We start from the raw sequence: 24,858 nt of genomic DNA, 5'->3' as shown, positions 1-24,858 counted from the left end.
GGATAGGCTGGCATGCTTGAAAGTTTATGGGGGCGATGGAAGGAGCGTGTTGATTTGCGTCAACAGGGCAAGCCTGCTTCCAACGTATCCCTGTGGAACCGGATCAATGCCCCATGAGCCAATGCTGATGCGGCCCTGGCAACGTCCAGATTCCGAAGACAATCACCAACAAGCCGCCAGCCATGCGCACGCTGCGTTTGCGTAGCAATGCCGTGACGCGTTCGGCGGCGAGGCCGGTGGCGAGCAGCACAGGCCAAGTGCCCAGGCCAAAGGCGAGCATCAGTAACGCACTGTCCAGCGCATTGCCTTGGCTGGCGGACCACAGCAGGGTGCTATAGACCAACCCGCACGGCAACCAACCCCACAGCGCGCCGAGCAGCAGGGCCCGGGGCAGGCTCGACACCGGCAGCAGGCGATTGGCGACGGGTTGGATATGCCGCCACAGGCCACGCCCGACGCTTTCGATTCGTGTCAGGCCACCCCACCAACCTGCCAGATACAGGCCCATGGCGATCAGCAACAGACCGGCCAGCACCCGCATGACCATTGCCGCCGGGCTGTTTGCCACGGCCCAGCCCGCCAGGCCGATCAGCAAGCCGGCCGTGGCGTAGCTGAGGATTCGTCCGAGGTTGTAGGCCAGCAACAATCGAAAGCGCCGACTGCGCTGTTCCTTGGGAATCGCCAGGGTCAGGGCGCCCATCAGCCCTCCGCACATGCCCAGGCAATGTCCGCCGCCCAAAAGGCCAAGGATGACGGCCGAAACCAGTAAGGGCGCCAGATCAAGCATGGGGCGGGACCTTGTCGTCCGGTTTGCGCTCGTCGCCGCTGGCCTCGTCCACGGCGGCCTTGTGGTTCGGGTCCTGGTCATCGAACAGAATGCTATGGGCCGGACCGTCGAGGTCATCGTATTGGCCGCTGTCCACGGCCCAGAAGAAGATGTAGACGGCGATGGCTACGATCAGCAGCGCGGCCGGGATCATCACGTACAGAGCTGGCATGTCGGAAACTCCATGCCCGCGCGGCTCAGGCCGGCAGCGGACGGGTATCGGGCGTGGCGTCGAACACCTGCGCCTTGGGTTGACGGGTTAGCCTCAGCGCATTCAGCACCACCGTCAACGAGCTGATGGACATGCCGACCGCGGCCCACACCGGCGTAATCCAACCGAGGGCGGCAAACGGCAACATGAGGCCATTGTACAACCCGGCCCAGAGCAGGTTCTCGATGATCACCCGACGGGTGCGCCGGGCCAGGCTGAAGGCGTGAATCAGGGCGCCCAGGCGGTTGGACAAGAGGACCGCGTCAGCGCTGGTCTTGGCCAGGTCGGTGGCTGAGCCCATCGCGACGCTGATGTCCGCCGCCGCCAACACCGGGACGTCGTTCACGCCGTCGCCAAGCATCAGCACTTTATGGCCTTGCTGGTGCAATTGCTGGAGCACCGCCAGCTTGTCGTCCGGGCGCAGGCCGCCGCGGGCTTCATCGATGCCCAGTTCGGCGGCGACGCTGACAACCATTGGCGAGCTGTCGCCCGACAACAACAAGGTTCGCCAGCCCCGCGCCTTGCACGCCGCCAGCAGGGCCGGCGCGTCTGCACGCAAGCGATCATCGAGGACAAACCAGGCCAGCGGCCCGAGCTCATCGCCCAGCAGCAGCCATTGCCCAGGTTCGTCCGGCATCACCGGCACTGCGGCGCCGCTCAGTTCGCAGACAAAGCTGGGATGGCCGATGCGCAGGGATTGTTCGCCCACCACGCCTTCAAGTCCCAAGCCGGGAGTGCTTTGAACATGCTCGGCGGCCAATGGCGCACGGCCGAAAGCCCTGGCGATAGGGTGTTCGGAGCGGTTTTCCAAAGCGGCGGCAAGGGCCAGGCAATGGTCGCTGTCGAGTGCCCCGAGTGTTCGAATCGCGCGCAACGCCAGGCGGCCTTCGGTGAGGGTGCCGGTCTTGTCGAAAATCACCGTGTCGATCTGGTTCAGGCCTTCCAACACATGACCGCGCGTCAGTAGCAGGCCGAGTTTGTGCAGGGTGCCGGTGGCGGCGGTCAGGGCGGTCGGCGTCGCCAGGGACAGCGCGCAAGGGCAGGTCGCGACCAGCATCGCGAGGACAATCCAGAATGCCCGTGAGGCATCCAGTTGCCACCACACCAACCCGATGACGGCAGCGGCGACCAGAGAGAACAGCAAGAACCACTGGGCGGCGCGGTCGGCGACTTGCGCCAGTCGTGGCTTCTCGGCCTGGGCCCTGTCCAGCAACCGCACGATGGCCGATAACCGGGTGTCCTGCCCGAGGGCCAGCACCTCTACCGTCAAGGCACCTTCGACATTCAGCGTGCCAGCGGTGACTGCGTCGCCCACCTGGCGAGGTTGAGGCAGGTATTCGCCGGTCAGCAGTGATTCGTCGATGCTGGACTGGCCGTCGAGAATCCTGCCATCGGCCGGCAGCACCGCGCCTGGATGCACCAGTACCCGGTCGCCGGTGCGCAATTCACTGAGCAGGATGCGTTCACTCTGGCCGCTGTCCTCCAGACGCAGGCACGAAGCCGGCAGCAGATTGACCAGTTGTGCGGTGGCAGCAGCGGTACGCTCGCGAGCCCGGCGCTCCAGGTAGCGGCCGGCGAGCAGGAACAAGGCGAACATGCCGACGGCATCGAAATACAGCTCGCCTGTCCCGGTGATGGCGGTCCAGATGCCGGCTATATAGGCGCCGCCAATGGCCAGGGACACTGAAACATCCATGGTCAGGTGCCGGGTGCGCAGGTCGCGCATGGCACCTTTGAAAAACGGCGCGCAGCTGTAGAAGACGATGGGGGTGGTGAGGAACAGCGCAACCCAGCGCAGGATGGCGTGCATCTCCGGGCTCAGGTCGATGTTGAATTCCGGCCAGGTGGCCATGGTCGCCATCATGGCCTGGAACCACAGCAATCCGGCCACGCCCAACTGGCGCAGGGCCAGGCGATTCTGCGCGGCGAGCTGTTCGCAGGCTTGGTCGGCCTGGTACGGATGGGCGGCGTAGCCGATCTGGCGCAGCTCGGCGAGCAGCGTGCTCAGCGGCAGTTGCCCGTCGGCCCAGCGAACGTGCAAGCGATGGTTGGACAGGTTCAATCGCGCCTCGGCCACGGCCGGCAGGCTGCGCAGTTGTTTTTCGATCAACCAGCCGCAGGCGGCGCAGCTGATGCCTTCCATGAGCAGGGTAGTCTCGGCCAGTTCGCCTTCATGACGAACGAACGATTGCTGCACATCGGGTCGATCATACAGCGCCAGTTCTTCGCTCAGTTGCACCGGCAGGGTCTGGGGATTGGCCGACGCTTCGCTGCGATGCTGGTAATAACCTTCCAGGCCACCGGCGACGATCGCCTCGGCCACGGCCTGGCAGCCCGGGCAGCACAGCTCGCGGGTTTCACCGAGGACAACGGCGGTGAAGCGACTGCCAGGGGGGACGGGCAGGGCGCAGTGATAGCAGGGCTGTGGAGTGGTCATGGGTATCGCATGAAGCCTTTTGTGGAAGGAGCTTGCTACAAGTGAGGGCGCTTTTTGTGGCGAGGGAGCTTGCTCCCGCTGGCCTGCGTAGCAGGCCCAAAGCAGCCGACACCATGGAGCCTGATAGCGCCGGGACTCAGGCTTCAGGGCCGCTTCGCAGCCCAGCGGGAGCAAGCTCCCTCGCCACAACAGCAGCTTACTTTTTCAGGTCTTCAGCGCCTTGCAATGGCTCATCGCCAAGCAGGATGGCCTGGTCGTGGTTGATCTGTTCTTCTTCGAACAGGCGCCAGGTCTGGTCGCTCTCCACGCCTAGCAATTCGACAAAGCGCCGGCCTTCGATCTTGTCCGTCAACTGGCCGACGTAGCGTCCCGGCTCGCTGTCGTTGCGGGCCAGGACGACCTTGCGATCCTTCTCCGGCTGGGTTGGCGAGATCAGGCTCAGTTCCAGGGTCTGGGGGCGACTGTCGCCGTTCAGGCGCAGGTTCACTTCGCCGGTCACATCATCCAGTTGCACATTGGCGTGCAGTTGCAGTGTCTGGGCCAGCAACTCTCGCTCCAGCGAGCGGTTGATGCCCTTGCCGGCTTCGTAGTAGTTGTCGTTGACCAGGTTGTCCGGATTCTTCACGGCGATGGTCACCATGGTCAGGCTCAGTGTCACTGAACAGGTCAGGATCGCAATGATGATCCACGGCCAGAGGTGTTTGTACCAAGGGCTGGTGGCGGTTGCTGCAGGCATGTTCATTTCTCTCAACGAGTCTGTGGGCCGATGAACCGGCTCTTGGCTTCAACATGGACGCTGTCGTCATCGGCATCCTTGAGGATGAATGTAACCTCGTTGGTGCTCGATGGCAGTTGTTCCGGTGCGCTGGATAATTCAACCGGCTGGCTGAGGATCTCGCCGGCGGCCACCTTGATTTCCCGGCGCCCTTGCAGCTTGAGATCGGGCAGGCCGGCGGCTTCCAGAATGTACGTATGGTCGCGTTGGTCCTTGTTCATGATTTTCAGGCTGTAGACGTTCTCGATCCGGCCTTCGGCGTTTTCGCGATACAGCACGCGGTCCTTGCTGACGTCGAAACCCACCAGCGAGCGCATGAAGAACGCCGTCACCAGCAGGCTGATCATGGCCAGCAGCACCAAGGCATAACCGATCAGGCGTGGGCGAAGTTTATTGGTTTTCTGGCCCGAGAGGTTGTGTTCGGTGGTGTAGCTGATCAGGCCGCGGGGATAATCCATCTTGTCCATGATGTTGTCGCAGGCATCGATGCAGGCCGCGCAGCCGATGCACTCGACCTGCAGGCCGTCGCGAATGTCGATACCGGTGGGGCAGACCTGGACGCACATGGTGCAATCGATGCAATCACCCAGGCCCAGCGCCTTGTAGTCGATGCCTTTTTTGCGCGGGCCGCGGCTTTCACCGCGACGCGGGTCATAGGAAACGATCAGGGTGTCCTTGTCGAACATCACGCTTTGGAAGCGGGCGTAGGGACACATGTAGATGCACACTTGTTCGCGCAGCCAGCCGGCATTGCCATAAGTGGCGAGGGTGAAGAAGCCGACCCAGAAGTACGACCAACCATCGGCCTCGCCGGTAAAGAACTGGAACACCAGTTCGCGGATGGGTGTGAAGTAACCGACGAAAGTCATGCCGGTGACGAAACCGATCAGCAGCCACAGGCTGTGCTTGGCGAACTTGCGTGAGATTTTGTTGGCGCTCATGGGCGCCTTGTCGAGCTTGATGCGTTGGTTGCGGTCGCCTTCGGTGACTTTTTCGCACCACATGAAGATCCAGGTCCATACGCTCTGCGGGCAGGTATAACCGCACCAGACCCGTCCGGCATACACGGTGATGAAAAAAAGACCGAAGGCGGCGATGATCAGCAGCCCGGAAAGCAGGATGAAATCCTGAGGCCAGAAGGTGGCGCCGAAAATAAAGAATTTGCGTTCAGGCAGGTTCCACCAGACAGCCTGGTGGCCACCCCAGTTCAGCCAGACCGTACCGAAATACAACAGGAACAATAACGCCCCGCCAACCATTCGCAGGTTACGGAACAGGCCCGTGAAGGCGCGGGTGTAGATTTTTTCCCGAGAGGCATACAGGTCGACGCTTTTGTTGGCGTCCTTGGCAGGCGGGGTAACGTCATGTACCGGAATCTGGTTGCTCATCAATTGCATCCCACGGCAGTGGAAAAGTGCCGAGGCCAGTACGTGCCGACCACGGTCAGAAAGGGCATTGCAGTGGCGCAATGATACGCCTGTCGCTCTAGTGCAAGGGTGCGACCTTTGGTCGCGTTGGGAGTGAGGGCCGAATGGTGTAGCGGATGTAACAAGTCATGACCCAGATCAATTGACTATAGACAGTGCATGGCGTTGGCGAAACGAAGGGGGGCTCTGCAGGCTGTTCTGTTTCGTGGCGAGGGAGCTTGCTCCCGCTCGGCTGCGCAGCAGTCGTAAATCAGGCTAGTGCGGTTTTACCTGGAAAAGTGCGGTGATTTTTTGGGGCGGCTTCGCCACCCAGCGGGAGCAAGCTCCCTCGCCACAAAAGGCCAACTTGTAATCAGCCAACCCACGGGTTGAGCACCGCCACGCCGCTGGCCTGGAAATCAGTCACGTTACGTGTGACCACAGTCAGCCCATGGACAAGGGCGGTGGCGGCAATCAGTGCGTCGCACTCATTGCTGCGGTCGGGCACATGCAGGCGAGCGCAGCGCAGTGCGACTGCGCGGTCCACAGCCAGGATCCTGCCGGCAAAGGCAGGCAGCACATGATTATCCAGCCACGCCCGCAGGCGACTGCCTTGCGTCGGGTCCTTGCGTTCGAAGCGCAGCACACCGGTTTCCAGTTCCAGTACGGTAATGGCCGAGACATACAGGCTGGGTGCCGGAACGCTGCGGGCCCAGGCCTGGACGTTTTTGTCTGCCTGGGGTTTGCGCAGTTCCGATATGACGTTGGTATCGAGTAGAAACATTCAGGACAAGTCCACCGAGCGAGGCGTGATGACGGCACGCTCGGTATCGAAGTCGATATCCGGCGTATCGGGCATGACCAGCAACTCGACAATGCTCGCGCCAATGCCGGACAGTTTCTGGTACTCCTCAATGCTTAGCAGCACATGGGCCGGCTTGCCACGGTCGGTGATGATGACCGGCCCTTCACGGGTGGCTTTTTTGGCACCACTTGTGTCGTGGTTGAATTCGCGGCTGGAGATGGTGGTGGTGGACATGGAAGTGCCCCTCTTTAACGCTTGAATGTAGGCACGTTACTACCAGTATGAATAGCCGGCAAGTGGAACAGTTTTACCCCTGTTTCGAGCCGGTAAACAAAAGGCCCCGCCAGTCTGATTGGCGGGGCCTTTGATGTCTCAAGCGTTTGCCTTATTGCGCGTCAGCGGCCGGAGCCTTTTCGCCGTGTGACAGGCTGTAGACGTAAGCGGCCAACAGGTGAACCTTGTCGTTGCCTTGCAGATCGGCCTGGGCCGGCATCTGGCCCTGGCGGCCGTAACGGATGGTCTGCTGCAACTGAGCGAAGCTCGAACCGTAGATGAAGCCGGCCGGGTGCGTCAGGTCAGGAGCGCCCATGGCGGGCGTGCCCTTGCCGGCTGGACCATGGCAGGCTACGCAGTTGGCTGCGAACAGCTTTTGGCCGTTGGCCGGGTCGGCCTTGGCGCCTTCCGGCAGTTTGCGGCTATGCAAGCCGGTCACCAGGTAAGCGGCTACGTCGGCAACACCTTGCTCGCCAACCACGGCAGCCCATCCCGGCATGACGGCATGACGACCGCCCATGATGGTGGTCTTGATGGTTTCCGGCTCGCCGCCCCAGCGCCAGTCGGCGTCGGTCAGGTTAGGGAAACCGTAGGCGCCCTTGGCGTCGGAACCATGGCAGACCGAGCAGTTGGAGGCGAACAGGCGGCCACCCATCTTCAGGGCTTGCGGGTCCTTGGCGACTTCTTCGATCGGCATGGAAGCGAACTTGGCGAAGATCGGACCGAACTTGGCGTCCGAGCGGGCCATTTCCTTTTCCCATTCGTGCACGCCAGTCCAGCCGGTCTGGCCGTTGGCGAAAGCGGTCTGCTTTTCATTGTCCAGGTAGTTGTAGCCTGGCAGCAGGCCTTTCCAATTGCCCAAGCCCGGATAGAGGACCAGGTAACCGAGGGCGAAAATGATGGTGCCGACGAACAGCATGAACCACCACTTTGGCAGTGGGTTGTCGTACTCCTCGATCCCGTCGAAGGAGTGGCCGACCGTCTCCTCGGTGGCTTCGCTGCGCTGGCCCTTGCGGGTCGACAGCAACAGCCAGGTCAGGGCGAAGATCGTTCCCAGGCTGAGGACTGTGACGTACAGACTCCAGAATGTTGTCATTCTTTGTTACTCCTAGAAGCTTGCTCGACGTGCTTGATGGCTTCGGGATCATCCGCGAATGGCAGCAAGGTCGCGTCGTCAAACTCCGACTTGCGCTTTGGGCTGAACACCCACAGGGCCAGGCCGATAAAAGCCACCATCACGACGACGGTGCCCAGGCCACGAATCATCCCGATATCCATCTAAATCACCGTTTGCTTTTGATGATGGTGCCCAGGCCTTGCAGATAGGCCACCAGCGCGTCCATTTCGGTCTTGCCCTTCACGGCATCCCTGGCACCGGCGATGTCTTCGTCGGTGTAAGGCACGCCCAAGGTGCGCAAGACTTCCATTTTCTTGGCAGTGTCTTTGCCGTCGAGCTTGTTTTCTACGAGGAACGGGTAGGCCGGCATCTTCGATTCCGGCACCACGTTGCGCGGGTTGTACAAATGCGCACGCTGCCAGTCATCAGAGTAACGGCCGCCAACGCGGGCCAGGTCCGGGCCGGTACGCTTGGAGCCCCACAGGAACGGGTGGTCCCAGACGCTTTCACCGGCAACGGAATAGTGGCCGTAACGTTCGGTTTCGGCGCGGAACGGACGGATCATCTGCGAATGGCAGCCGACACAGCCGTTGGCGATGTAGACGTCGCGGCCTTCCAGTTCAAGGGCGGTACGCGGCTTCATGCCTTCGACCGGCTTGTTGGTCACGTCCTGGAAAAACAGCGGAACGATCTGGGTCAAGCCGCCAATGCTGACGGCGATGACCATGAAGAAGGCCAGCAGGCCGATATTCTTCTCTACTGCTTCGTGCTTCATCAGTGAGCTCCAACTACGGCGATCTTGGCGGCGGCTTCTGCTTCAACCGGGTCAGAGGCACGAACGGTGCGATACACGTTGTAGGCCATCAGCAGCATGCCGCTGGCGAAGAACGCGCCGCCCAGGGCACGCACGATGAAGCCTGGGTGACTGGCTTGCAGGGCTTCGACGAACGAGTACGTCAGGGTGCCGTCGTCGTTGATTGCACGCCACATCAGGCCTTGGGTAATGCCGTTGACCCACATCGAGGCGATATAGAGCACGGTGCCGATGGTGGCGAGCCAGAAGTGCGCGTTGATCAGGCCGGTGCTGTGCATCTGCGCGCGACCGAACAGTTTCGGGATCATGTGGTAGATGGCGCCGATGGAAATCATCGCGACCCAGCCGAGTGCACCGGCGTGTACGTGGCCGATGGTCCAGTCGGTGTAGTGACTCAGCGAGTTGACTGTCTTGATGGCCATCATCGGGCCTTCGAAGGTCGACATGCCGTAGAACGCCAGGGATACCACCAGGAACCGCAGGATCGGGTCGGTGCGCAGCTTATGCCAGGCGCCCGACAGGGTCATCATGCCGTTGATCATGCCGCCCCAGCTTGGCGCCAGCAGGATGATCGACATCGCCATGCCCAGCGACTGCGCCCAGTCCGGCAGCGCGGTGTAGTGCAGGTGGTGCGGGCCGGCCCAGATGTACAGGGTGATCAGCGCCCAGAAGTGCACGATGGACAGGCGATAGGAGTAGATCGGACGCTCGGCCTGTTTCGGCACGAAGTAATACATCATCCCCAGGAAACCGGTGGTCAGGAAGAAGCCCACGGCGTTGTGGCCGTACCACCACTGGATCATCGCGTCGGTCGCGCCCGAGTAGGCCGAGTACGACTTGAAGAAGCTGACCGGCAGCGATGCGTGGTTGACGATATGCAGCATGGCGGTCACGACGATGAAGGCACCGTAGAACCAGTTGCCAACATAGATGTGCTTGGTCTTGCGCTTGACGATGGTGCCGAAGAACACCAAACCGTAGGTCACCCAGACGATGGCCAGCAGAATAGCCAGGGGCCATTCCAGTTCCGCGTATTCCTTGGTGGTAGTGAAACCCATTGGCAAGGTCACGATCGCGCCGATGATCACCGCTTGCCAACCCCAGAAGGTGAAGGCGGCGAGGCTGTCGGAGATCAGTCGCGTCTGGCAGGTTCGCTGCACGACATAGTAAGAAGTGGCAAACAAGGCACAACCACCGAAGGCGAAGATCACCAGGTTGGTGTGCAGTGGGCGCAGGCGTCCAAAAGTCGTCCATGGCAGATCGAAGTTCAACTCCGGCCAGACCAGTTGCGAGGCGATGAAGACACCGAGCCCCATGCCAAGGATCCCCCAGACCACCGTCATGATGGCGAACTGGCGGACTACCTTATAGTTATAAGCAGTCGGACTGATTGCTGTGCTCATTCTAAGGTTCCACGGTTTGGGTGTTTTATTAGGATAAAAATCGGTCGCAAGTATGGAGAAAGCGGGGGGTCATTGCAACGCGCCATGACCTGGGTCAATGCTTTCCAAAGCTGATTCTGCGGCCTTTCCATGTTCTGTGTAGGGACAAAATTGGCCCTCGGCAAAATGTCGCAACGAAGGAAAGAGGCGAGGGGGTCGGGTCGGTTGTAACGGGGTGTGTTCAAGCGCTACGTTCGGGTGATGCCTGGCAACTGTCGCAACAGCCGGGATTCACCTGCCTTTGCGGCTTTTTTCAACGAACGAATGTCGAACGCATCGGGTCGGCTCGACCTGAAACCGGCAGTCGCCAGTGCACGCAGAGGCAAGCTTAGACCCGATTGCGGGGAACCGAAAGGAGACGATGGGAGGGGTGCGACAATGCGTCGCGCAGGGGCACGGAACAGCCGCATCCAGATGAATGCGACTGTTCGTGTGGTCAGGATTTATTCGCTTTTGCGTTCAGCTTGCAGGCGCTCGGCGCCAGTGCCGTGGGACAGGTTGTAGACGTAGGCCGCGAGCAGTTGCACCTTGTCATTGCCGAGCAATTCATTCTGCGCTGGCATATGGCCCTGGCGGCCGTGGCGGATGGTCTGCTGCAGTTGGGCCAGGCTGGTGCCGTAGATGAAACCGGCCGGTTGCGTCAGGTTCGGCGCGCCCATCGCTTCGGTCCCTTGGCCGTTGGCGCCGTGGCAGGCGACGCAGGTGCTGTTGAACGCCTGCTGGCCGGCTTGCAGGTCGGCACCGCTGTCGGCCGGCAGTGGCAGGCCAGCCAGGTCGTGGCGAACATACGCGGCCACGTTCTTGACTCCGGCGTCTCCCAGCACTTCGCCCCAGGCCGGCATTGCCGCCATGCGACCGCCCAGGATGGTCGCCTTGATGGTCTCGGCATTGCCGCCCCAGCGCCAATGGCTGTCGGCCAGGTTCGGGAAACCGAAGGCGCCCTTGGCGTCCGACCCATGGCAGACCGAGCAGTTGGAGGCGAACAGGCGGCCACCCATCTTCAAGGCTTGCGGATCCTTGGCGACTTCTTCCACCGGCATGGCCGAGAACTTGGCGAAGATCGGCCCGAACTTGGCGTCGGCCTTGGCCATCTCCTTTTCCCATTCATGAGCGCCGGTCCAGCCATTCTCATAGCCGGGCAGGATGCCTTTCCAGTTGCCCAGGCCTGGATACAGAATCAGATAGCCCACGGAAAATACCAACGTGCCGGCGAACAACAGGAACCACCATTGCGGCAATGGGTTGTCGTACTCCTCGATGCCATCGAAGCTGTGGCCCATGGTCTGGTCGACGCTGCCCTTGGTCTCGCCCTTGCGGGTGCCGATCAGCAGCCAGGTCAGGCCGATCAAGCTGCCGAGGGTCAGTACGCAGATCCACGTACTCCAGAAGGTGGTCATGGCCGGGTGCTCCTTGTTGCAGGGTCTTGGGGAATGGCGGTTTCGGCGGGCGGTTCGTCGGCGAATGGCAGCAGGCGCGCCTGGGCGAATTCCGGGCCACGCTTGCTGCTGAACACCCACAGGGTCAGGCCGATGAAGGCGATGAACACCACGACCGTGCCCAGGCCGCGGATCATTCCAGTGCTCATTTCAAGGAACATGGATTCACCTCTTGCTCTTGATGGCAGTGCCGAGCACTTGCAGGTAGGCGACCAGCGCGTCCATTTCGGTCTTGCCCTTGAGCGAAGCCACGCTGCCCGCGATGTCGTCGTCGGTGTACGGCACGCCGAGGGTGCGCATGGCGCGCAGCTTGCCTTCGGTGTGGCTACTGTCGACCGCTTGAGTGACCAGCCATGGATAGGCCGGCATTTTCGACTCGGGTACGACGTTGCGCGGGTTGTACAAGTGGGCGCGGTGCCAGTCATCGGAGTAGCGCGCGCCGACTCGGGCCAGGTCCGGTCCGGTGCGCTTGGAGCCCCACAAGAACGGGTGGTCCCAGACGCTTTCACCGGCGACGGAGTAATGGCCGTAGCGCTCGGTCTCGGCGCGGAATGGGCGGATCATCTGCGAGTGGCAGCCAACGCAGCCTTCACGGATGTAGATGTCGCGACCTTCCAATTGCAAGGCGGTGTAGGGCTTCATGCCGTCCACCGGTTTATTGGTCACGTCCTGGAAGAACAGCGGCACGATCTGGGTCAGGCCGCCAATGCTCACGGCCAGCACCATCAGCAGCATCAGCAGGCCGACGTTTTTTTCGATTGTTTCGTGTTTCATGGCGGACTCCTCAAGCCATCTGCGCGGCAGCGGCGGCTTCGGCAGGCTCGTAGGCCCGCACGGTGCGCCAGGTGTTGTAGGCCATCAGCAACATGCCGGCGAGGAAGATTGCCCCGCCCGCCAACCGCACGATGAAGCCGGGATGGCTGGCCACCAGGGTTTCGACGAAGGAATAGGTGAGCGTGCCGTCCTCGTTCACTGCCCGCCACATCAGGCCCTGGGCGATCCCGTTGACCCACATCGAGGCGATGTAGAGCACGGTGCCGATGGTCGCGAGCCAGAAGTGCGCGTTGATCAGGCCGATGCTGTGCATCTGCGCCCGGCCGAAGACTTTCGGGATCATGTGGTACAACGCGCCGATAGAAATCATCGCCACCCAGCCGAGCGCACCGGCGTGGACGTGGCCGATGGTCCAGTCGGTGTAGTGGGATAGGGCGTTGACGGTCTTGATCGCCATCATCGGACCTTCGAAGGTCGACATGCCGTAGAACGCCAGGGACACCACCAAAAAGCGCAGGATCGGGTCGCTGCGCAACTTATGCCAGGCGCCCGAGAGCGTCATCATGCCGTTGATCATGCCGCCCCAACTGGGCGCTAGCAGGATCAGCGACATCACCATGCCCAGCGACTGCGCCCAGTCCGGCAGCGCCGTGTAGTGCAGGTGGTGCGGGCCGGCCCAGATGTACAGGGTGATCAGTGCCCAGAAGTGCACGATGGACAAGCGATAGGAATACACCGGGCGCTCGGCCTGCTTCGGCACGAAGTAATACATCATCCCGAGGAAACCCGCGGTGAGGAAAAAGCCCACGGCGTTGTGGCCGTACCACCATTGCACCATCGCATCGGTGGCCCCGGCGTAAACCGAGTAGGACTTGGTGAAGCTCACCGGCAGTTCCAGGTTGTTGACGATGTGCAGGAGCGCCACGGTCAGGATGAACCCGCCGAAAAACCAGTTGCCGACGTAGATGTGCTTGGTGTTGCGCTTGGCCACGGTGCCGAAGAACACAACGGCGTAGGCGACCCAGACGATGGTGATCAGGATGTCGATCGGCCATTCAAGCTCGGCGTATTCCTTGGAACTGGTGTAGCCCAGTGGCAGGCTGATGGCCGCCAGCAGGATCACCAGCTGCCAACCCCAGAAGCAGAACGCGGCGAGTTTCGGCGCAAACAGCTGGGTCTGGCAGGTGCGTTGCACCGAATAGAACGAACTGGCGAACAACGCGCAGCCACCGAAGGCGAAGATTACCGCGTTGGTGTGCAATGGGCGCAGGCGGCCGAAGCTGGTCCAGGGCAAATCGAAGTTGAGCTGCGGCCAGACCAATTGGGCCGCGAGAAAAACCCCGAGCCCCATGCCGACGATGCCCCACACCACCGTCATAATGGCGAATTGGCGGACCACCTTGTAGTTGTAGGCGGTACTGATAGAAGTGTTCATGGTTCCCCATCCACGGTTCAGCCGAAGTGAGCGCCTGCGCAAGGCAGTGCGGCGTTCTTCGCCTGGAGTTATAGGCAGACTAAAAGCGAGGCAAGCATGGACAAACAGCACAAGGCCAGTATTGACGGGGATCAATGGGCGCGATGCGTGGCGCAACACGGTTGGTTGTGGACAGCCGCGCAGCCAAGTACCGGCACCGAGTCGCCGACCTTGATCCTGGCCCATGGTGCCGGTGCGCCGATGGACAGTGGCTTCATGAACGAAATGGTCGCGCGCCTCGCCGCACAAGGCGTCAACGTGCTGCGCTTCGAGTTTCCCTACATGGCTCAACGGCGCTTGGACGGAGGCAAGCGTCCACCGAACCCAGCGCCCAAATTGCTTGAGTGCTGGCGCGAGGTGTACGCCACGGTGCGGCCTTATGTCGCTGGGCGGCTGGCCATTGGCGGCAAGTCCATGGGCGGGCGCATGGCGAGCCTGCTGGCCGATGAATTGGGTGCCGACGCGCTGGTATGCCTGGGGTATCCCTTCTACGCGGTGGGCAAGCCGGAGAAACCGCGGGTCGAGCATTTGGCGGGGTTGAAGACCCGGACCTTGATCGTCCAGGGCGAACGCGATGCGTTGGGTAATCGGGCGGCGGTGCAGGGCTACACCTTGTCACCGAACATCGAGGTGTTGTGGTTGGTGGCGGGGGATCATGACCTCAAGCCGTTGAAGGCTTCGGGGTTCAGTCATGAGCAGCATCTGGAGGCCGCGGCGCGGAAGGTGGCTGGGTTTCTCTCCCAGGATTGATGCGGCCGGCAAATAATAAAACCCGGAAGCTTTCGCTGTCCGGGTTCTTGGTTTGCCAATCGAAATCAGCGGTTAAACCGCTCCACCAACGAATACTGGGTATTGGCCGTGCGAGTCAGTTCTTCGCTGAGCAGCGCCGAGCTGTGGGCCTGGCCGGAGGTCTGGTCGGCCAGTTCCGAGATGTTGCTGATGTTGCGGCTGATTTCCTCGGCCACTGAGCTTTGTTCCTCGGTGGCGGCGGCGATCTGGGTGGTCATGTCGGTGATGTGGGCCACCGCTTCGCTGATCCCCACCAGCGCCTGGTCTGCTTCCATCACACGCGCCACACCTTCTTCGGCCTGGCGATGGCCGGCCTCCATGGTTTGCACGGCGTTGGTGGCGGTCTGCTGGAGCTTGGCGATCAGGGCGTGGATCTGCCCGGTCGATTCGCTGGTACGTTGTGCCAGTTGTCGCACTTCGTCGGCCACCACGGCAAAACCGCGCCCCATTTCACCGGCGCGGGCCGCTTCGATGGCGGCGTTGAGAGCCAGCAGGTTGGTCTGGTCGGCGATGCCTTTGATCACGTCGACCACGCCACCGATTTCGTCGCTGTCCTTGGCCAGTTGGGTCACGGTCTGTCCGGTCTCGCCCACGACCACCGACAGGCGCTCGATGGCCTGGCGGGTTTCCCCGGCAATATCACGACCTCGACCGGTCAGGCGATTGGCCTCCTGGGTGGCATCGGCGGTGCGTTGTACGTGGCTGGCAACTTCCTGGGTCGTGGCGGCCATCTGGTTGACGGCTGTAGCGACCTGTTCGGTCTCCACGCGCTGGCGCTCCAGGCCACTGGAGCTGTCGTTGGCCAGGGCATTGGACTGGCGCGCCTGGGCGTTGAGGTGCTCGGCGGTATCCTGCAGGCGGGTCAGGCAGGTTTTCAAACGTGCTTCCTGGCTCAGGATCGACATTTCCAGGCGCGCCTGGACGCCGCGGCTGTCGGTGTACATCCGCGCGATCAACGGGTCGGAAGTGGTTTGCTCGGCCAGGCGCAGCAGGCGCTTGATGCCGCGTTGCTGCCATTGCAGGCCCATCAGCCCCAAGGGCACCGACAGCAGGGCGGCCAGGGCGAAACCGTAGGACGAATTGAGGAACGCGCCGACCACGAAACTCAACTGGCTGACCAGGATGAACGGCAGCCAGTCCTGCAGGATCGGCAACCATTTGTCGCTGCTCGGGACCGCTGACTTGCCCTGGTTGATGCGTTGATACAGTGCTTCGGCCCGGCTGATCTGCTCGGCGCTGGGCTTGACCCGCACCGATTCATAGCCGACCACCTGGTTGCCTTCGAATACAGGCGTGACGTAGGCGTTGACCCAATAATGATCGCCGTTCTGGCAGCGGTTCTTGACGATGCCCATCCATGGCAAGCCTTGTTTCAGGGTGTCCCACATGTGGGCGAACACGGCCGACGGAACGTCCGGATGGCGTACCAGGTTGTGCGGCGAATGGATCAGCTCTTCCTTGGAAAATCCACTGACTTCAATGAACGCGTCGTTGCAGTAGGTGATCACACCCTTGGTGTTGGTGGTGGAAATCAATCGTTGCTGGGCCGCGAAAGTCCTTTCGCGTTGTGTGACAGGCTGGTTGTTACGCATGGTGTGTAGATCCGCAAGGCTTTGTAAGGTTGTCGGCACCGTCAGCTTTTTGTTGAAGTAATTCTGCCCGGCGGCATCACGCCAGCATCGGGTAGGTAAATAGGGCGAAATGCAGCAGATTGAGGCCAAAATGCGTGGCAATCGCCGCGCTCAGGCCGCCCAACCGATAGGCCAGGCCGTAACCGATCCCGGCCAGGCCCGACAGCAGTACCCATTGCCAACCGGCGCCAGCATGCACCAGGCCGAACAGCAGCGAGGCGAGCAGCAGTGCGAGGTTGTCACCCTGGCGCAGATGTTTGAAGCGTCGGCTCAGGCCACCCTGAATGTAGCCACGAAACAGCGCTTCCTCCACCAAAGTCACCAACAAAAGATTATTGAGTACCCACAGCCAGGCCTGGTCCGGCCATTTCGGTGCCCAGTGGATCATGCCCAGCAGCATTGCTCCGCCCAAGGCCAATACCGCGCTCAAGCAAAGACCTTGGGCTGTGGCGTAGACAGACAAGCGAAACGAGCGCCGACCGACGATCCATGGACAGGCCAGTAACAGCCAGAAGCCGATCAACGGTTTGTCTTGATTCAAATACATGGCGAACCGCACGGCGTCATCGCTGAAGCGTTGCGCCGCGATCGCCCGGCCGTTGAAAAAACCTGGCATCCAGTGCAATGCCAGCGCGACCGCAAGGACGATGAACAGGCAATGCCCAAGAAACTGCCCGACCGGCGTCTGTCGCTGGCGCACCGCGTACCCGGCAAACAGCAGCAGCGCGACCGAGATGATGGCAGTCCAGGCCAGATGGCCGTACACGAGGGCCAGGCCATAACCGATCGAGAGAAGGGCCAGGTACGGCCAGGGTAGGGCGAGCATGTGAAGTCCTTTGGGGCGGAAACGTTCGAGGCTGTCAGGGCCGGCGGGATTATAGGCAGACCCAAACGAAAACACCGCCCTTAAGAGGCGGTGTTTTCGTAGGACGCTTCTTTTTATCCTGCAATCAATTGCCGTAGGACGTAGTGCAAGATGCCGCCGGCCTTGAAATATTCCACTTCGTTCAAGGTGTCGATCCGGCACAACACTTCGATCCGCTCCTGGCTGCCGTCTTCGCGGGTGATGACCACGGGCAGATTCATGCGCGGCGTCAGCTCGGTATCGCTCAGACCGAGAATGTCCAGGGTTTCCTTGCCCGTGAGGTTCAGGCTCTTGCGGTTCTGATCCAGCTTGAACTGCAAGGGCAGCACGCCCATGCCCACCAGGTTGGAGCGGTGGATACGCTCGAAGCTCTCGGCAATCACTGCCTTGACCCCCAGCAGATTCGTGCCTTTGGCGGCCCAGTCCCGGCTCGAACCCGTGCCGTATTCCTGCCCAGCAATCACTACCAATGGTGTGCCCGTCGCTTGGTACAGCATGGCGGCATCGTATATCGACATTCTTTCGCCGCTGGGGATATAGATCGTATTGCCGCCTTCCTCGCCGCCGAGCATCTCGTTACGGATACGAATATTGGCGAAGGTGCCGCGCATCATCACCTGATGATTGCCGCGCCGCGAGCCATAGGAGTTGAAGTCCCGTGGCTCTACGCCTTGTTCGCGCAGGTAGTGACCGGCTGGGCTGTCCGTCTTGATGTTGCCCGCAGGGGAGATGTGGTCGGTGGTCACCGAGTCCCCGAGCAGCGCCAGGACTTTCGCCCCCTCGACGTTTCTGACAAGCGGCGGTGGTCCGCCGATGTCGTCAAAGAAGGGCGGATGCTGGATGTAGGTCGAGTCGTCCTGCCAGACGTAAGTTGCTGCTTGAGGGACTTCGATGGCTTGCCATTGTTCGTCCCCGGCAAACACAGCGGCGTATTCCTTATGGAACATGCTGGTATCGACCTGGGCCACGGCGTCGGCCACTTCCTTGCTGCTGGGCCAGATGTCCCGCAGATACACCGGGTTGCCGTCCCGGTCGTTGCCCAACGGTTCGCTGCTGATGTCGATGCGCACGGTGCCGGCCAAGGCATAGGCAACCACCAGCGGCGGTGAGGCCAGCCAGTTGGTTTTCACCAGCGGATGCACCCGGCCTTCAAAGTTGCGGTTACCCGACAGCACCGAAGCGACGGTCAGGTCAGCCTTCTGAATGGCTTTTTCAATAGGATCGGACAGTGGCCCCGAATTGCCGATACAGGTCGTGCAACCGTAGCCCACCAGGTCGAAGCCGAGCTTGTCGAGGTATTCGGTCAGGCCCGCGGCGTTGTAGTAATCGGTCACCACCTTGGAACCCGGCGCCAGTGAACTCTTGACCCAAGGCTTGCGGGTCAGGCCTTTTTCCACGGCTTTTTTCGCCACTAGGCCGGCGGCCATCATCACGCTGGGGTTGGAGGTGTTGGTGCAAGAGGTAATGGCGGCAATCACCACCGCGCCGTTTTTCAAGCGATGGGTCTGGCCTTCGAATTCATACTCGGCTTCGCCCACTTGGTCGGCATTGCCCACCGCGACCCCTCCGCCACCTTCGCTTTCCAGGCGGCCTTCTTCTTTGCTGGTGGGTTTGACCTGCAGTCCCAGGAAGTCGCTGAAGGCCTGGCCGACATTCGGCAGCGAGACCCGGTCCTGGGGACGTTTGGGCCCGGCGAGACTGGCTTCGACGCTGCCCATGTCCAGTTCCAGCGTGTCGGTGAACACCGGTTCCTGGCCCGGCAGCCGCCACAGTCCCTGGGCTTTGCAATAGGCTTCTACCAGCTTCACCGTTTCGGCCGGGCGGCCGGACAGGCGCAGATAATCCAGCGTCACGTCGTCCACCGGGAAGAAACCGCACGTGGCGCCGTATTCCGGCGCCATATTGGCAATGGTCGCGCGGTCGGCCAGCGGCAGGTCGGCAAGTCCATCACCATAAAATTCGACGAATTTGCCCACCACCCCCTTCTTGCGCAGCATTTGCGTGACGGTCAGCACCAGGTCGGTCGCGGTGATGCCTTCGCGCAGCTTGCCGATGAGTTTGAAACCGACAACCTCGGGAATCAGCATCGACACCGGTTGGCCGAGCATCGCCGCTTCCGCCTCGATCCCGCCGACGCCCCAGCCGAGCACGCCCAGGCCATTGATCATGGTGGTGTGGGAATCGGTACCGACGAGCGTGTCGGGAAAGGCGTAGGTGCGGCCGTCTTCTTCTTTGGTCCAGACGGTGCGGCCCAGGTATTCAAGGTTGACCTGATGGCAGATGCCGGTGCCCGGCGGCACCACGCTGAAATTGTCGAAAGCACTCTGGCCCCAGCGCAGGAAAGCGTAGCGTTCGCCGTTGCGCTGCATTTCGATGTCGACGTTCTGCTCGAACGCCTGGCTGCTGGCGAACTTGTCCACCATCACCGAGTGGTCGATCACCAAGTCCACCGGTGACAAAGGGTTGATCCGCTGGGGATCGCCGCCGGCCTTTTCCACGGCGGCGCGCATGGCGGCCAGGTCGACCACGGCGGGCACGCCGGTAAAGTCCTGCATCAGCACCCGTGCCGGGCGGTATTGAATCTCGCGGTCGGAGCGGCGCTCCTTCAACCATCCGGCCAAGGCCTTGAGGTCGGCGCCGGTGACGGTTTTTTCATCTTCCCAGCGCAGCAGGTTTTCCAACAGCACTTTCAGGGACATGGGCAGCTTGTCGAGGTCACCCAGGCTGCGCGCGGCGTCCGGCAGGCTGAAATAGTGATAGGTCTTGGCGTCGACTTGCAGCGTTTTAAGGGTTTTCAGGCTATCGAGGGACGGCATTGAAATCACTCCTTTGAGTCCGCACGGCTACGGACTGACGGAACGGACAGAGCCTTTAACCTAGCCCTGTTTTGAGCGTATGACTAATCACTGGACTCTACGGGCAGGTCGGGGGTTCCGAACTCCGCTATCATGCGGCGGTTTTCGTGACAGGCTTTGCTACGGAGTTTCAATGAATACGCTTTTCATGCACTGCCGACCGGGATTCGAGGGCGAGGTCTGTTCGGAGATCGCCGAACACGCCGCGCGGCTCAACGTGGCCGGTTATGCCAAGGCCAAGACGGCCAGTGCCTGCGCCGAATTTGTCTGCACCGAACAGGACGGCGCCGAGCGGTTGATGCGTGGACAGCGGTTTGCCGAGTTGATTTTTCCGCGCCAGTGGGCGCGGGGTACGTTCATTGACTTGCCGGAAACCGACCGCATCAGCGTCATCCTCGCCCACATGACGGCATTCCCGACCTGCGGCAGCCTGTGGTTGGAAGTGGTCGACACCAATGACGGCAAGGAGCTGTCGAATTTCTGCAAAAAATTCGAAGGTCCGTTGCGCAAGGCATTGAGCGGAGCCGGCAAGCTGGTGGACGATCCGCTCAAGCCGCGCCTGCTGCTGACGTTCAAAAGTGGCCGGGAGGTTTTCCTCGGGCTGGCGGAGTCAAACAATTCGGCGATGTGGCCGATGGGCATCCCGCGCCTGAAGTTCCCTCGGGAAGCGCCGAGCCGTTCGACGCTCAAGCTGGAAGAGGCCTGGCACCATTTCATCCCTCGCGACCAGTGGGACGAACGCCTGCACAGCGACATGACTGGCGTCGACCTCGGCGCCGCGCCGGGCGGCTGGACCTGGCAACTGGTCAACCGTGGCATGCTGGTGACGGCCATCGATAACGGCCCGATGGCCGAAAGCCTGATGGATACCGGCCTGGTGCAGCATCTGATGGCGGACGGCTTCACCTTCAAGCCCAAGCAGCCGGTGGACTGGATGGTGTGCGACATCGTTGAGAAACCGGCGCGCAACGCGGCGATGCTGGAAGAGTGGATTGGCGAGGGGCATTGCCGCGAGGCGGTGGTCAACTTGAAGCTGCCGATGAAACAGCGCTATGCCGAGGTCAAGCGTCTGCTCGAGCGTATCGCCGAGGGGTTCAAGGCGCGGGGCATCAAGGTCGAGATTGGTTGCAAGCAGCTGTATCACGACCGCGAAGAAGTGACGTGCCATCTGCGGCGGTTGGACAGCAAGAAGCCGAAGTCCCGCTGAAGCGATGTGGCGAGCTTTTGGTGGCGAGGGAGCAAGCTGCCTCGCCACAGGGCTGATGTACATCTTTCAAGAGCGCCGGCATTACGCGACAATGCCGGCCAGTTTCAGGAGTAGAACATGGGTGAAATGAACGACACGCCGGTCGACGGCACACTGGACGCCACCGGCCTCAATTGTCCGGAACCGGTGATGATGCTGCACCAGCATATCCGCGACCTGGTTCCCGGTGGCCTGTTGAAAGTCATCGCCACCGACCCCTCGACTCGCCGCGACATTCCCAAGTTCTGCGTGTTCCTGGACCACGAACTGGTGGCCCAGCAGGAAGAGGCCGGCACCTACCTCTACTGGATCCGCAAGAAACTCGCTTAATCCGTCGAGCGGCTGATGCGGATTTGCTTGCGTGCACTGCGTGCCAGGCGGATCGAAAGCATCAGTGCCGCGCAACTCAAGCCTACGATCAAACCCTGCCACAATCCGCTCGGACCGCTGGCGTCGCCGAGCCAGTCGGTCAGGCCCAATGCGTAACCCACCGGCAGGCCGATCCCCCAATAAGCGAACAACGTCAGGATCATCGTCACGCGCGTATCCTGATAGCCGCGTAACGCGCCTGCCGCCGTGACCTGTATCGCATCGGAAAACTGGAACAGCGCCGCGTAGACGATCAGCATCGACGCCACCTGGATCACCACGGGGTCGGCGGTGTAGATCGCGGCGATGGGCGCGCGCAGCGCGAACATCAGGCTCGCCGACAGGCAGGCGTACGCCAGCGCCGTGCCCATGCCGACACCGGCGGCGAAGCGCGCTTCCCGTGGCTGGCCGCGGCCCAGCGCCTGGCCGACCCGCACCGTCACGGCCATGCCCAGGGAGTAGGGGATCATGAACACCAGTGAACTGAAGTTCAGGGCGATCTGATGCCCGGCCACCACCGTGGCGCCGAGGCTGCCGATCAGCAGCGCGATGACCGCGAAGATGCTCGACTCAGCAAACACCGCAATGCCAATGGGCAAGCCGATCCCCAGCAGGCGCTTGATCACTGCCCCTTGCGGCCAATCGAAACGAGCGAACAAACGACTCGACTGATAGGCCGGCGCCCAGCGTGTCCAGGCCGCCATGCCTGCCGCCATGAACCACATCACGATGGCCGTGGCCCAACCGCAACCGACGCCGCCCATGGCGGGAACGCCCAGGTGTCCATAAATGAAGATGTAGTTGAGCGGAATGTTCAGCGCCAGGCCGCACAGGCCCAGCACCATCGCCGGCCGCGTACGCCCCAAGCCGTCGCTGAAGCAGCGCAGCACATGATAAAACGCCACCGCCGGAAGACCGGTGCCGATGCCCCGCAGGTATTCCATGCAAGGGCCGATCAGCTCGGGATCGACCTTCATGATGTGCAAGATCGGTTCGGCACTGAACAGCACCAGCGTAGCGATCAATCCCACCACCAGCGCCAGCCACAGCGCCTGGCGAACCAGTGGGCCGATCTGGTCGAACGTTCCGGCACCGAAACGCTGGGCCACCTTCGGGGTAGTGGCCAGCAGCGTACCGGTCATCAACAGGAACACCGGGACCCAGATCGAATTGCCCAGCGCCACTGCCGCAAGATCCCGCGGCCCGACCCGCCCGGCCATCACCGCATCGACAAAACCCATGGCGGTGGTCGCCAGTTGCGCCACCATGATCGGCAGAGCCAGGGCCAGCAGCGTCTTGAGCTCCAGGCGAACCCGGGCCGGGCGGGTGAGAGTCGTGGGGTTTTCGATGACAGGATTCACAGGCGCAGCGTCCGAAAAATTAGCAAGTGGCGGCGCATTCTACGCCTTGACGCAATGGTCAGGAAAAAACCTCTGTTGGGGATTTGTAATCGGCAACGTCTGCCTGGGTCGTTTCCGTGGCGAGGGAGCTTGCTCCCGCTGGACTGCGAAGCAGGCCCAAAAAGCTGGCGGCTGCTTCGCACTGGAGCGCCAGCCCGGCCGAGCGGGAGCAAGCTCCCTCGCCACATACGCGTTCACTGAAGCAATGGCTGGCCCATCGAGGCGAGGAACGCCTACACTGCCAACCCCGCCAAAGGAGCTGCGCCATGCTGATTGTTGCCGACGAAAACATTCCTCTGCTCGATGCTTTTTTCCAGGGCTTCGGTGAAATCCGCCGGGTGCCGGGACGGAGTATCGACCGGGCGCTGGTCGAGCAGGCTGATGTGTTGCTGGTGCGTTCGGTCAGCCAAGTCAATCGGGCATTGCTGACTGGCAGCAAGGTGCGCTTCGTCGGTACCTGCACCATCGGTACTGATCACCTGGACCTGGATTATTTTGCCGAAGCCGGCATTCGCTGGGCCAGTGCGCCCGGCTGTAACGCTCGTGGCGTGGTGGACTACGTGCTGGGTAGCCTGATGACCCTGGCGGAAATCGAAGGCGCAAGCCTTGCGCAACGCACTTTCGGCGTGGTCGGCGCGGGGCAGGTGGGCGGGCGGTTGGTCGAGGTGCTCAAAGGCCTGGGTTGGAACGTGAAGGTCTGCGATCCGCCGCGCCAGGCGCTCGAGGGCGGTGATTACCTGAGCCTGGAGCAGATTGTCGAGCAGTGCGATGTTATCAGCCTGCACACACCCTTGACCCGTGGTGGGGAGCAGCCTACCTGGCATCTATTCGATGAGCACCGGTTGAACAGTCTCAAGCCCGGCACGTGGCTGATCAACGCAGCTCGCGGCCCGGTCATCGACAACTTGGCGCTGCGCGAAGTGCTGTTGGAACGCGAGGACTTGCAAGCGGTGCTGGATGTCTGGGAACAGGAGCCAACAGTCGATGTTGACCTGGCCGACCTGTGCGTCATCGCCACCCCGCACATTGCCGGCTACAGCCTTGACGGTCGCCAGCGCGGCACGGCGCAGATCTACGAAGCCTTGTGCGGTTTTCTCGAACGACCGGTCGAAGTCAGCCTGGCCGACCTGTTGCCTCGCCCTTGGCTGGATGGTGTGACGCTGGACGCCGAAACCGACCCGGCCTGGGCCCTCGCGGCGTTGTGCCGCAGCGTGTACGACCCGCGTCGCGACGATGCGGATTTTCGCCGCAGCCTGGTGGGCACGGCCAGCGAACAGCGCAGCGCCTTCGACGCACTGCGCAAGTTCTATCCGCCCCGGCGCGAGATCGACAGCTTGAAGGTGCGTATCGAAGGGCAATCCCCCGCCTTGCAACAGATCGTGGCGGCGCTGGGCGCCACTACCTTGTAAGCGCCGGGCACTCCAAGGGCTGAGACGCAACAGGCATAAAAAACCCGACATCAAGGTCGGGTTCAATAGAAGACGGGTTGGGTCACTTTTGTTCGGCAGGCTTGACCAGTCGTTTTTCCAGTTCGCTGCAAGCTTCCTGGATCATGTCTTCGGTGATAGGGACTTCGCGCCCTTGGGCATCGATGAACGAGCAGCCCAGGGACTGGTCCGGTTGCGTGCGAATCACTTGAATCTTGTCGTCGCTGCTGTGTTGCAAGGACATGGCCTGTCTCCTCATCAGGTTGTGTGCCTAGTTTAATGTCGCCAGGTGACCGAGCCATGACACTCCTTGTCGGTTCATGGCGACACCTCCACTCAATCAGAAACACAGTTGCGTTTCCAGCCGGACTTTAGACCGATAACATCTAGCCGCCAGTCGTAGTGGTCATATTTAACCTGACTCATTTCGATTCAATTTGGTTCCGCTGCGTTTCGTTGCCGCTGGCCGTCCTTTCCTGCTGCATT

General features: G+C 61.6%; 24 protein-coding genes. 4 read left to right on the top strand and 20 right to left on the bottom strand.

Annotated elements, in window-relative coordinates:
• Positions 1-103: 103 nt before the first annotated feature.
• The 15 genes from HU806_RS03135 to ccoN (HU806_RS03065) all read right to left on the bottom strand — a co-directional run bounded on the left by HU806_RS03135 (position 104) and on the right by ccoN (HU806_RS03065) (position 13,751).
• A complete protein-coding gene (locus HU806_RS03135; RefSeq protein ID WP_186609852.1) occupies positions 104-787 on the bottom strand; it encodes a sulfite exporter TauE/SafE family protein in 684 nt (227 codons plus the stop codon).
• Positions 780-998 (bottom strand): cbb3-type cytochrome oxidase assembly protein CcoS, encoded by a 219-nt coding sequence (ccoS, locus tag HU806_RS03130; RefSeq protein WP_186609851.1) that lies wholly within the window; start codon positions 996-998, stop codon positions 780-782. Before ccoS ends, HU806_RS03135 begins: the two co-directional genes overlap by 8 nt.
• A gap of 25 nt (positions 999-1,023) precedes the next feature.
• A complete protein-coding gene (locus HU806_RS03125) occupies positions 1,024-3,474 on the bottom strand; it encodes a heavy metal translocating P-type ATPase (RefSeq protein ID WP_186609850.1) in 2,451 nt (816 codons plus the stop codon).
• Positions 3,475-3,670: 196 nt separating this feature from the next.
• Positions 3,671-4,210: a FixH family protein gene (locus HU806_RS03120; protein WP_186609849.1), complete on the bottom strand. Its 540-nt coding sequence runs from the start codon at positions 4,208-4,210 to the stop codon at positions 3,671-3,673.
• Between the two features lie 11 nt (positions 4,211-4,221).
• A complete protein-coding gene (gene ccoG / locus HU806_RS03115) occupies positions 4,222-5,637 on the bottom strand; it encodes a cytochrome c oxidase accessory protein CcoG (RefSeq protein WP_186609848.1) in 1,416 nt (471 codons plus the stop codon).
• A 391-nt stretch (positions 5,638-6,028) separates the two neighbouring features.
• On the bottom strand, positions 6,029-6,439 hold the full coding sequence (locus HU806_RS03110; protein ID WP_186609847.1) for a type II toxin-antitoxin system VapC family toxin: 411 nt from the start codon (positions 6,437-6,439) through the stop codon (positions 6,029-6,031).
• Entirely contained in the window at positions 6,440-6,694 is a 255-nt protein-coding gene (locus HU806_RS03105; RefSeq protein WP_186609846.1) for a type II toxin-antitoxin system Phd/YefM family antitoxin, read from the bottom strand.
• Positions 6,695-6,845: 151 nt separating this feature from the next.
• Positions 6,846-7,829 (bottom strand): cytochrome-c oxidase, cbb3-type subunit III, encoded by a 984-nt coding sequence (gene ccoP, locus HU806_RS03100; protein ID WP_186609845.1) that lies wholly within the window; start codon positions 7,827-7,829, stop codon positions 6,846-6,848.
• Positions 7,826-8,011: a CcoQ/FixQ family Cbb3-type cytochrome c oxidase assembly chaperone gene (locus HU806_RS03095; RefSeq protein WP_003183474.1), complete on the bottom strand. Its 186-nt coding sequence runs from the start codon at positions 8,009-8,011 to the stop codon at positions 7,826-7,828. The genes ccoP (HU806_RS03100) and HU806_RS03095 overlap by 4 nt, the downstream gene beginning before the upstream one ends.
• A 5-nt stretch (positions 8,012-8,016) precedes the next feature.
• A complete protein-coding gene (ccoO, locus tag HU806_RS03090; RefSeq protein ID WP_095943289.1) occupies positions 8,017-8,625 on the bottom strand; it encodes a cytochrome-c oxidase, cbb3-type subunit II in 609 nt (202 codons plus the stop codon).
• The gene (gene ccoN / locus HU806_RS03085) at positions 8,625-10,067 is read right to left on the bottom strand and encodes a cytochrome-c oxidase, cbb3-type subunit I (RefSeq protein WP_186609844.1); all 1,443 of its coding nucleotides are present in this window, start codon (positions 10,065-10,067) and stop codon (positions 8,625-8,627) included. The genes ccoO (HU806_RS03090) and ccoN (HU806_RS03085) overlap by 1 nt, the downstream gene beginning before the upstream one ends.
• A gap of 482 nt (positions 10,068-10,549) precedes the next feature.
• Positions 10,550-11,503 (bottom strand): cytochrome-c oxidase, cbb3-type subunit III, encoded by a 954-nt coding sequence (gene ccoP / locus HU806_RS03080; protein ID WP_186609843.1) that lies wholly within the window; start codon positions 11,501-11,503, stop codon positions 10,550-10,552.
• Positions 11,500-11,703, bottom strand: a complete 204-nt coding sequence (locus HU806_RS03075) for a cbb3-type cytochrome oxidase subunit 3 (protein ID WP_186609842.1) — start codon at positions 11,701-11,703, stop codon at positions 11,500-11,502. The genes ccoP (HU806_RS03080) and HU806_RS03075 overlap by 4 nt, the downstream gene beginning before the upstream one ends.
• 4 nt (positions 11,704-11,707) lie before the next feature.
• Positions 11,708-12,316, bottom strand: coding sequence for a cytochrome-c oxidase, cbb3-type subunit II (ccoO, locus tag HU806_RS03070; protein ID WP_003183469.1), 609 nt, complete (start codon positions 12,314-12,316; stop codon positions 11,708-11,710).
• A gap of 10 nt (positions 12,317-12,326) precedes the next feature.
• The gene (gene ccoN, locus HU806_RS03065) at positions 12,327-13,751 is read right to left on the bottom strand and encodes a cytochrome-c oxidase, cbb3-type subunit I (RefSeq protein WP_186609841.1); all 1,425 of its coding nucleotides are present in this window, start codon (positions 13,749-13,751) and stop codon (positions 12,327-12,329) included.
• Between the two features lie 96 nt (positions 13,752-13,847).
• Here ccoN (HU806_RS03065) and HU806_RS03060 point away from each other — a divergent pair, with 96 nt between their 5' ends.
• Positions 13,848-14,540 carry an alpha/beta family hydrolase gene (locus HU806_RS03060; RefSeq protein ID WP_238350105.1) on the top strand — a complete coding sequence of 231 codons (693 nt, stop codon included), beginning with the start codon at positions 13,848-13,850 and terminating at the stop codon, positions 14,538-14,540.
• A 65-nt stretch (positions 14,541-14,605) separates the two neighbouring features.
• Here HU806_RS03060 and aer read toward each other — a convergent pair whose 3' ends face one another.
• The 3 genes from aer to acnA form a co-directional block, all read right to left on the bottom strand.
• The gene (gene aer / locus HU806_RS03055) at positions 14,606-16,171 is read right to left on the bottom strand and encodes a methyl-accepting chemotaxis protein Aer (protein ID WP_186609840.1); all 1,566 of its coding nucleotides are present in this window, start codon (positions 16,169-16,171) and stop codon (positions 14,606-14,608) included.
• 76 nt (positions 16,172-16,247) lie between these two features.
• On the bottom strand, positions 16,248-17,036 hold the full coding sequence (locus HU806_RS03050; RefSeq protein ID WP_186609839.1) for a CPBP family intramembrane glutamic endopeptidase: 789 nt from the start codon (positions 17,034-17,036) through the stop codon (positions 16,248-16,250).
• A 113-nt stretch (positions 17,037-17,149) separates the two neighbouring features.
• Positions 17,150-19,891, bottom strand: coding sequence for an aconitate hydratase AcnA (acnA, locus tag HU806_RS03045; protein WP_186609838.1), 2,742 nt, complete (start codon positions 19,889-19,891; stop codon positions 17,150-17,152).
• Between the two features lie 172 nt (positions 19,892-20,063).
• Between acnA and rlmM the strand changes: the two genes are divergently transcribed.
• Together rlmM and tusA are read left to right on the top strand one after the other, a co-directional pair.
• Positions 20,064-21,137 carry a 23S rRNA (cytidine(2498)-2'-O)-methyltransferase RlmM gene (rlmM, locus tag HU806_RS03040; RefSeq protein ID WP_186609837.1) on the top strand — a complete coding sequence of 358 codons (1,074 nt, stop codon included), beginning with the start codon at positions 20,064-20,066 and terminating at the stop codon, positions 21,135-21,137.
• Between the two features lie 117 nt (positions 21,138-21,254).
• Positions 21,255-21,506 (top strand): sulfurtransferase TusA, encoded by a 252-nt coding sequence (tusA, locus tag HU806_RS03035; RefSeq protein WP_186609836.1) that lies wholly within the window; start codon positions 21,255-21,257, stop codon positions 21,504-21,506.
• Here tusA and HU806_RS03030 read toward each other — a convergent pair.
• On the bottom strand, positions 21,503-22,906 hold the full coding sequence (locus HU806_RS03030; protein ID WP_186609835.1) for an MATE family efflux transporter: 1,404 nt from the start codon (positions 22,904-22,906) through the stop codon (positions 21,503-21,505). The two genes, tusA and HU806_RS03030, sit on opposite strands and share 4 nt — an antisense overlap.
• Positions 22,907-23,211: 305 nt before the next feature.
• Here HU806_RS03030 and pdxB point away from each other — a divergent pair, with 305 nt between their 5' ends.
• Positions 23,212-24,354 (top strand): 4-phosphoerythronate dehydrogenase PdxB, encoded by a 1,143-nt coding sequence (pdxB, locus tag HU806_RS03025; RefSeq protein WP_186609834.1) that lies wholly within the window; start codon positions 23,212-23,214, stop codon positions 24,352-24,354.
• An 82-nt stretch (positions 24,355-24,436) separates the two neighbouring features.
• Here pdxB and HU806_RS03020 read toward each other — a convergent pair whose 3' ends face one another.
• On the bottom strand, positions 24,437-24,616 hold the full coding sequence (locus HU806_RS03020; RefSeq protein ID WP_186609833.1) for a PA1571 family protein: 180 nt from the start codon (positions 24,614-24,616) through the stop codon (positions 24,437-24,439).
• Between the last annotated feature and the right edge of the window lie 242 nt (positions 24,617-24,858).

Source organism: Pseudomonas sp. SWRI154 (genome assembly GCF_014268645.1).
Classification (GTDB): domain Bacteria; phylum Pseudomonadota; class Gammaproteobacteria; order Pseudomonadales; family Pseudomonadaceae; genus Aquipseudomonas; species Aquipseudomonas marvdashtae.
This window is presented reverse-complemented; position numbering and strand designations above follow the sequence as displayed.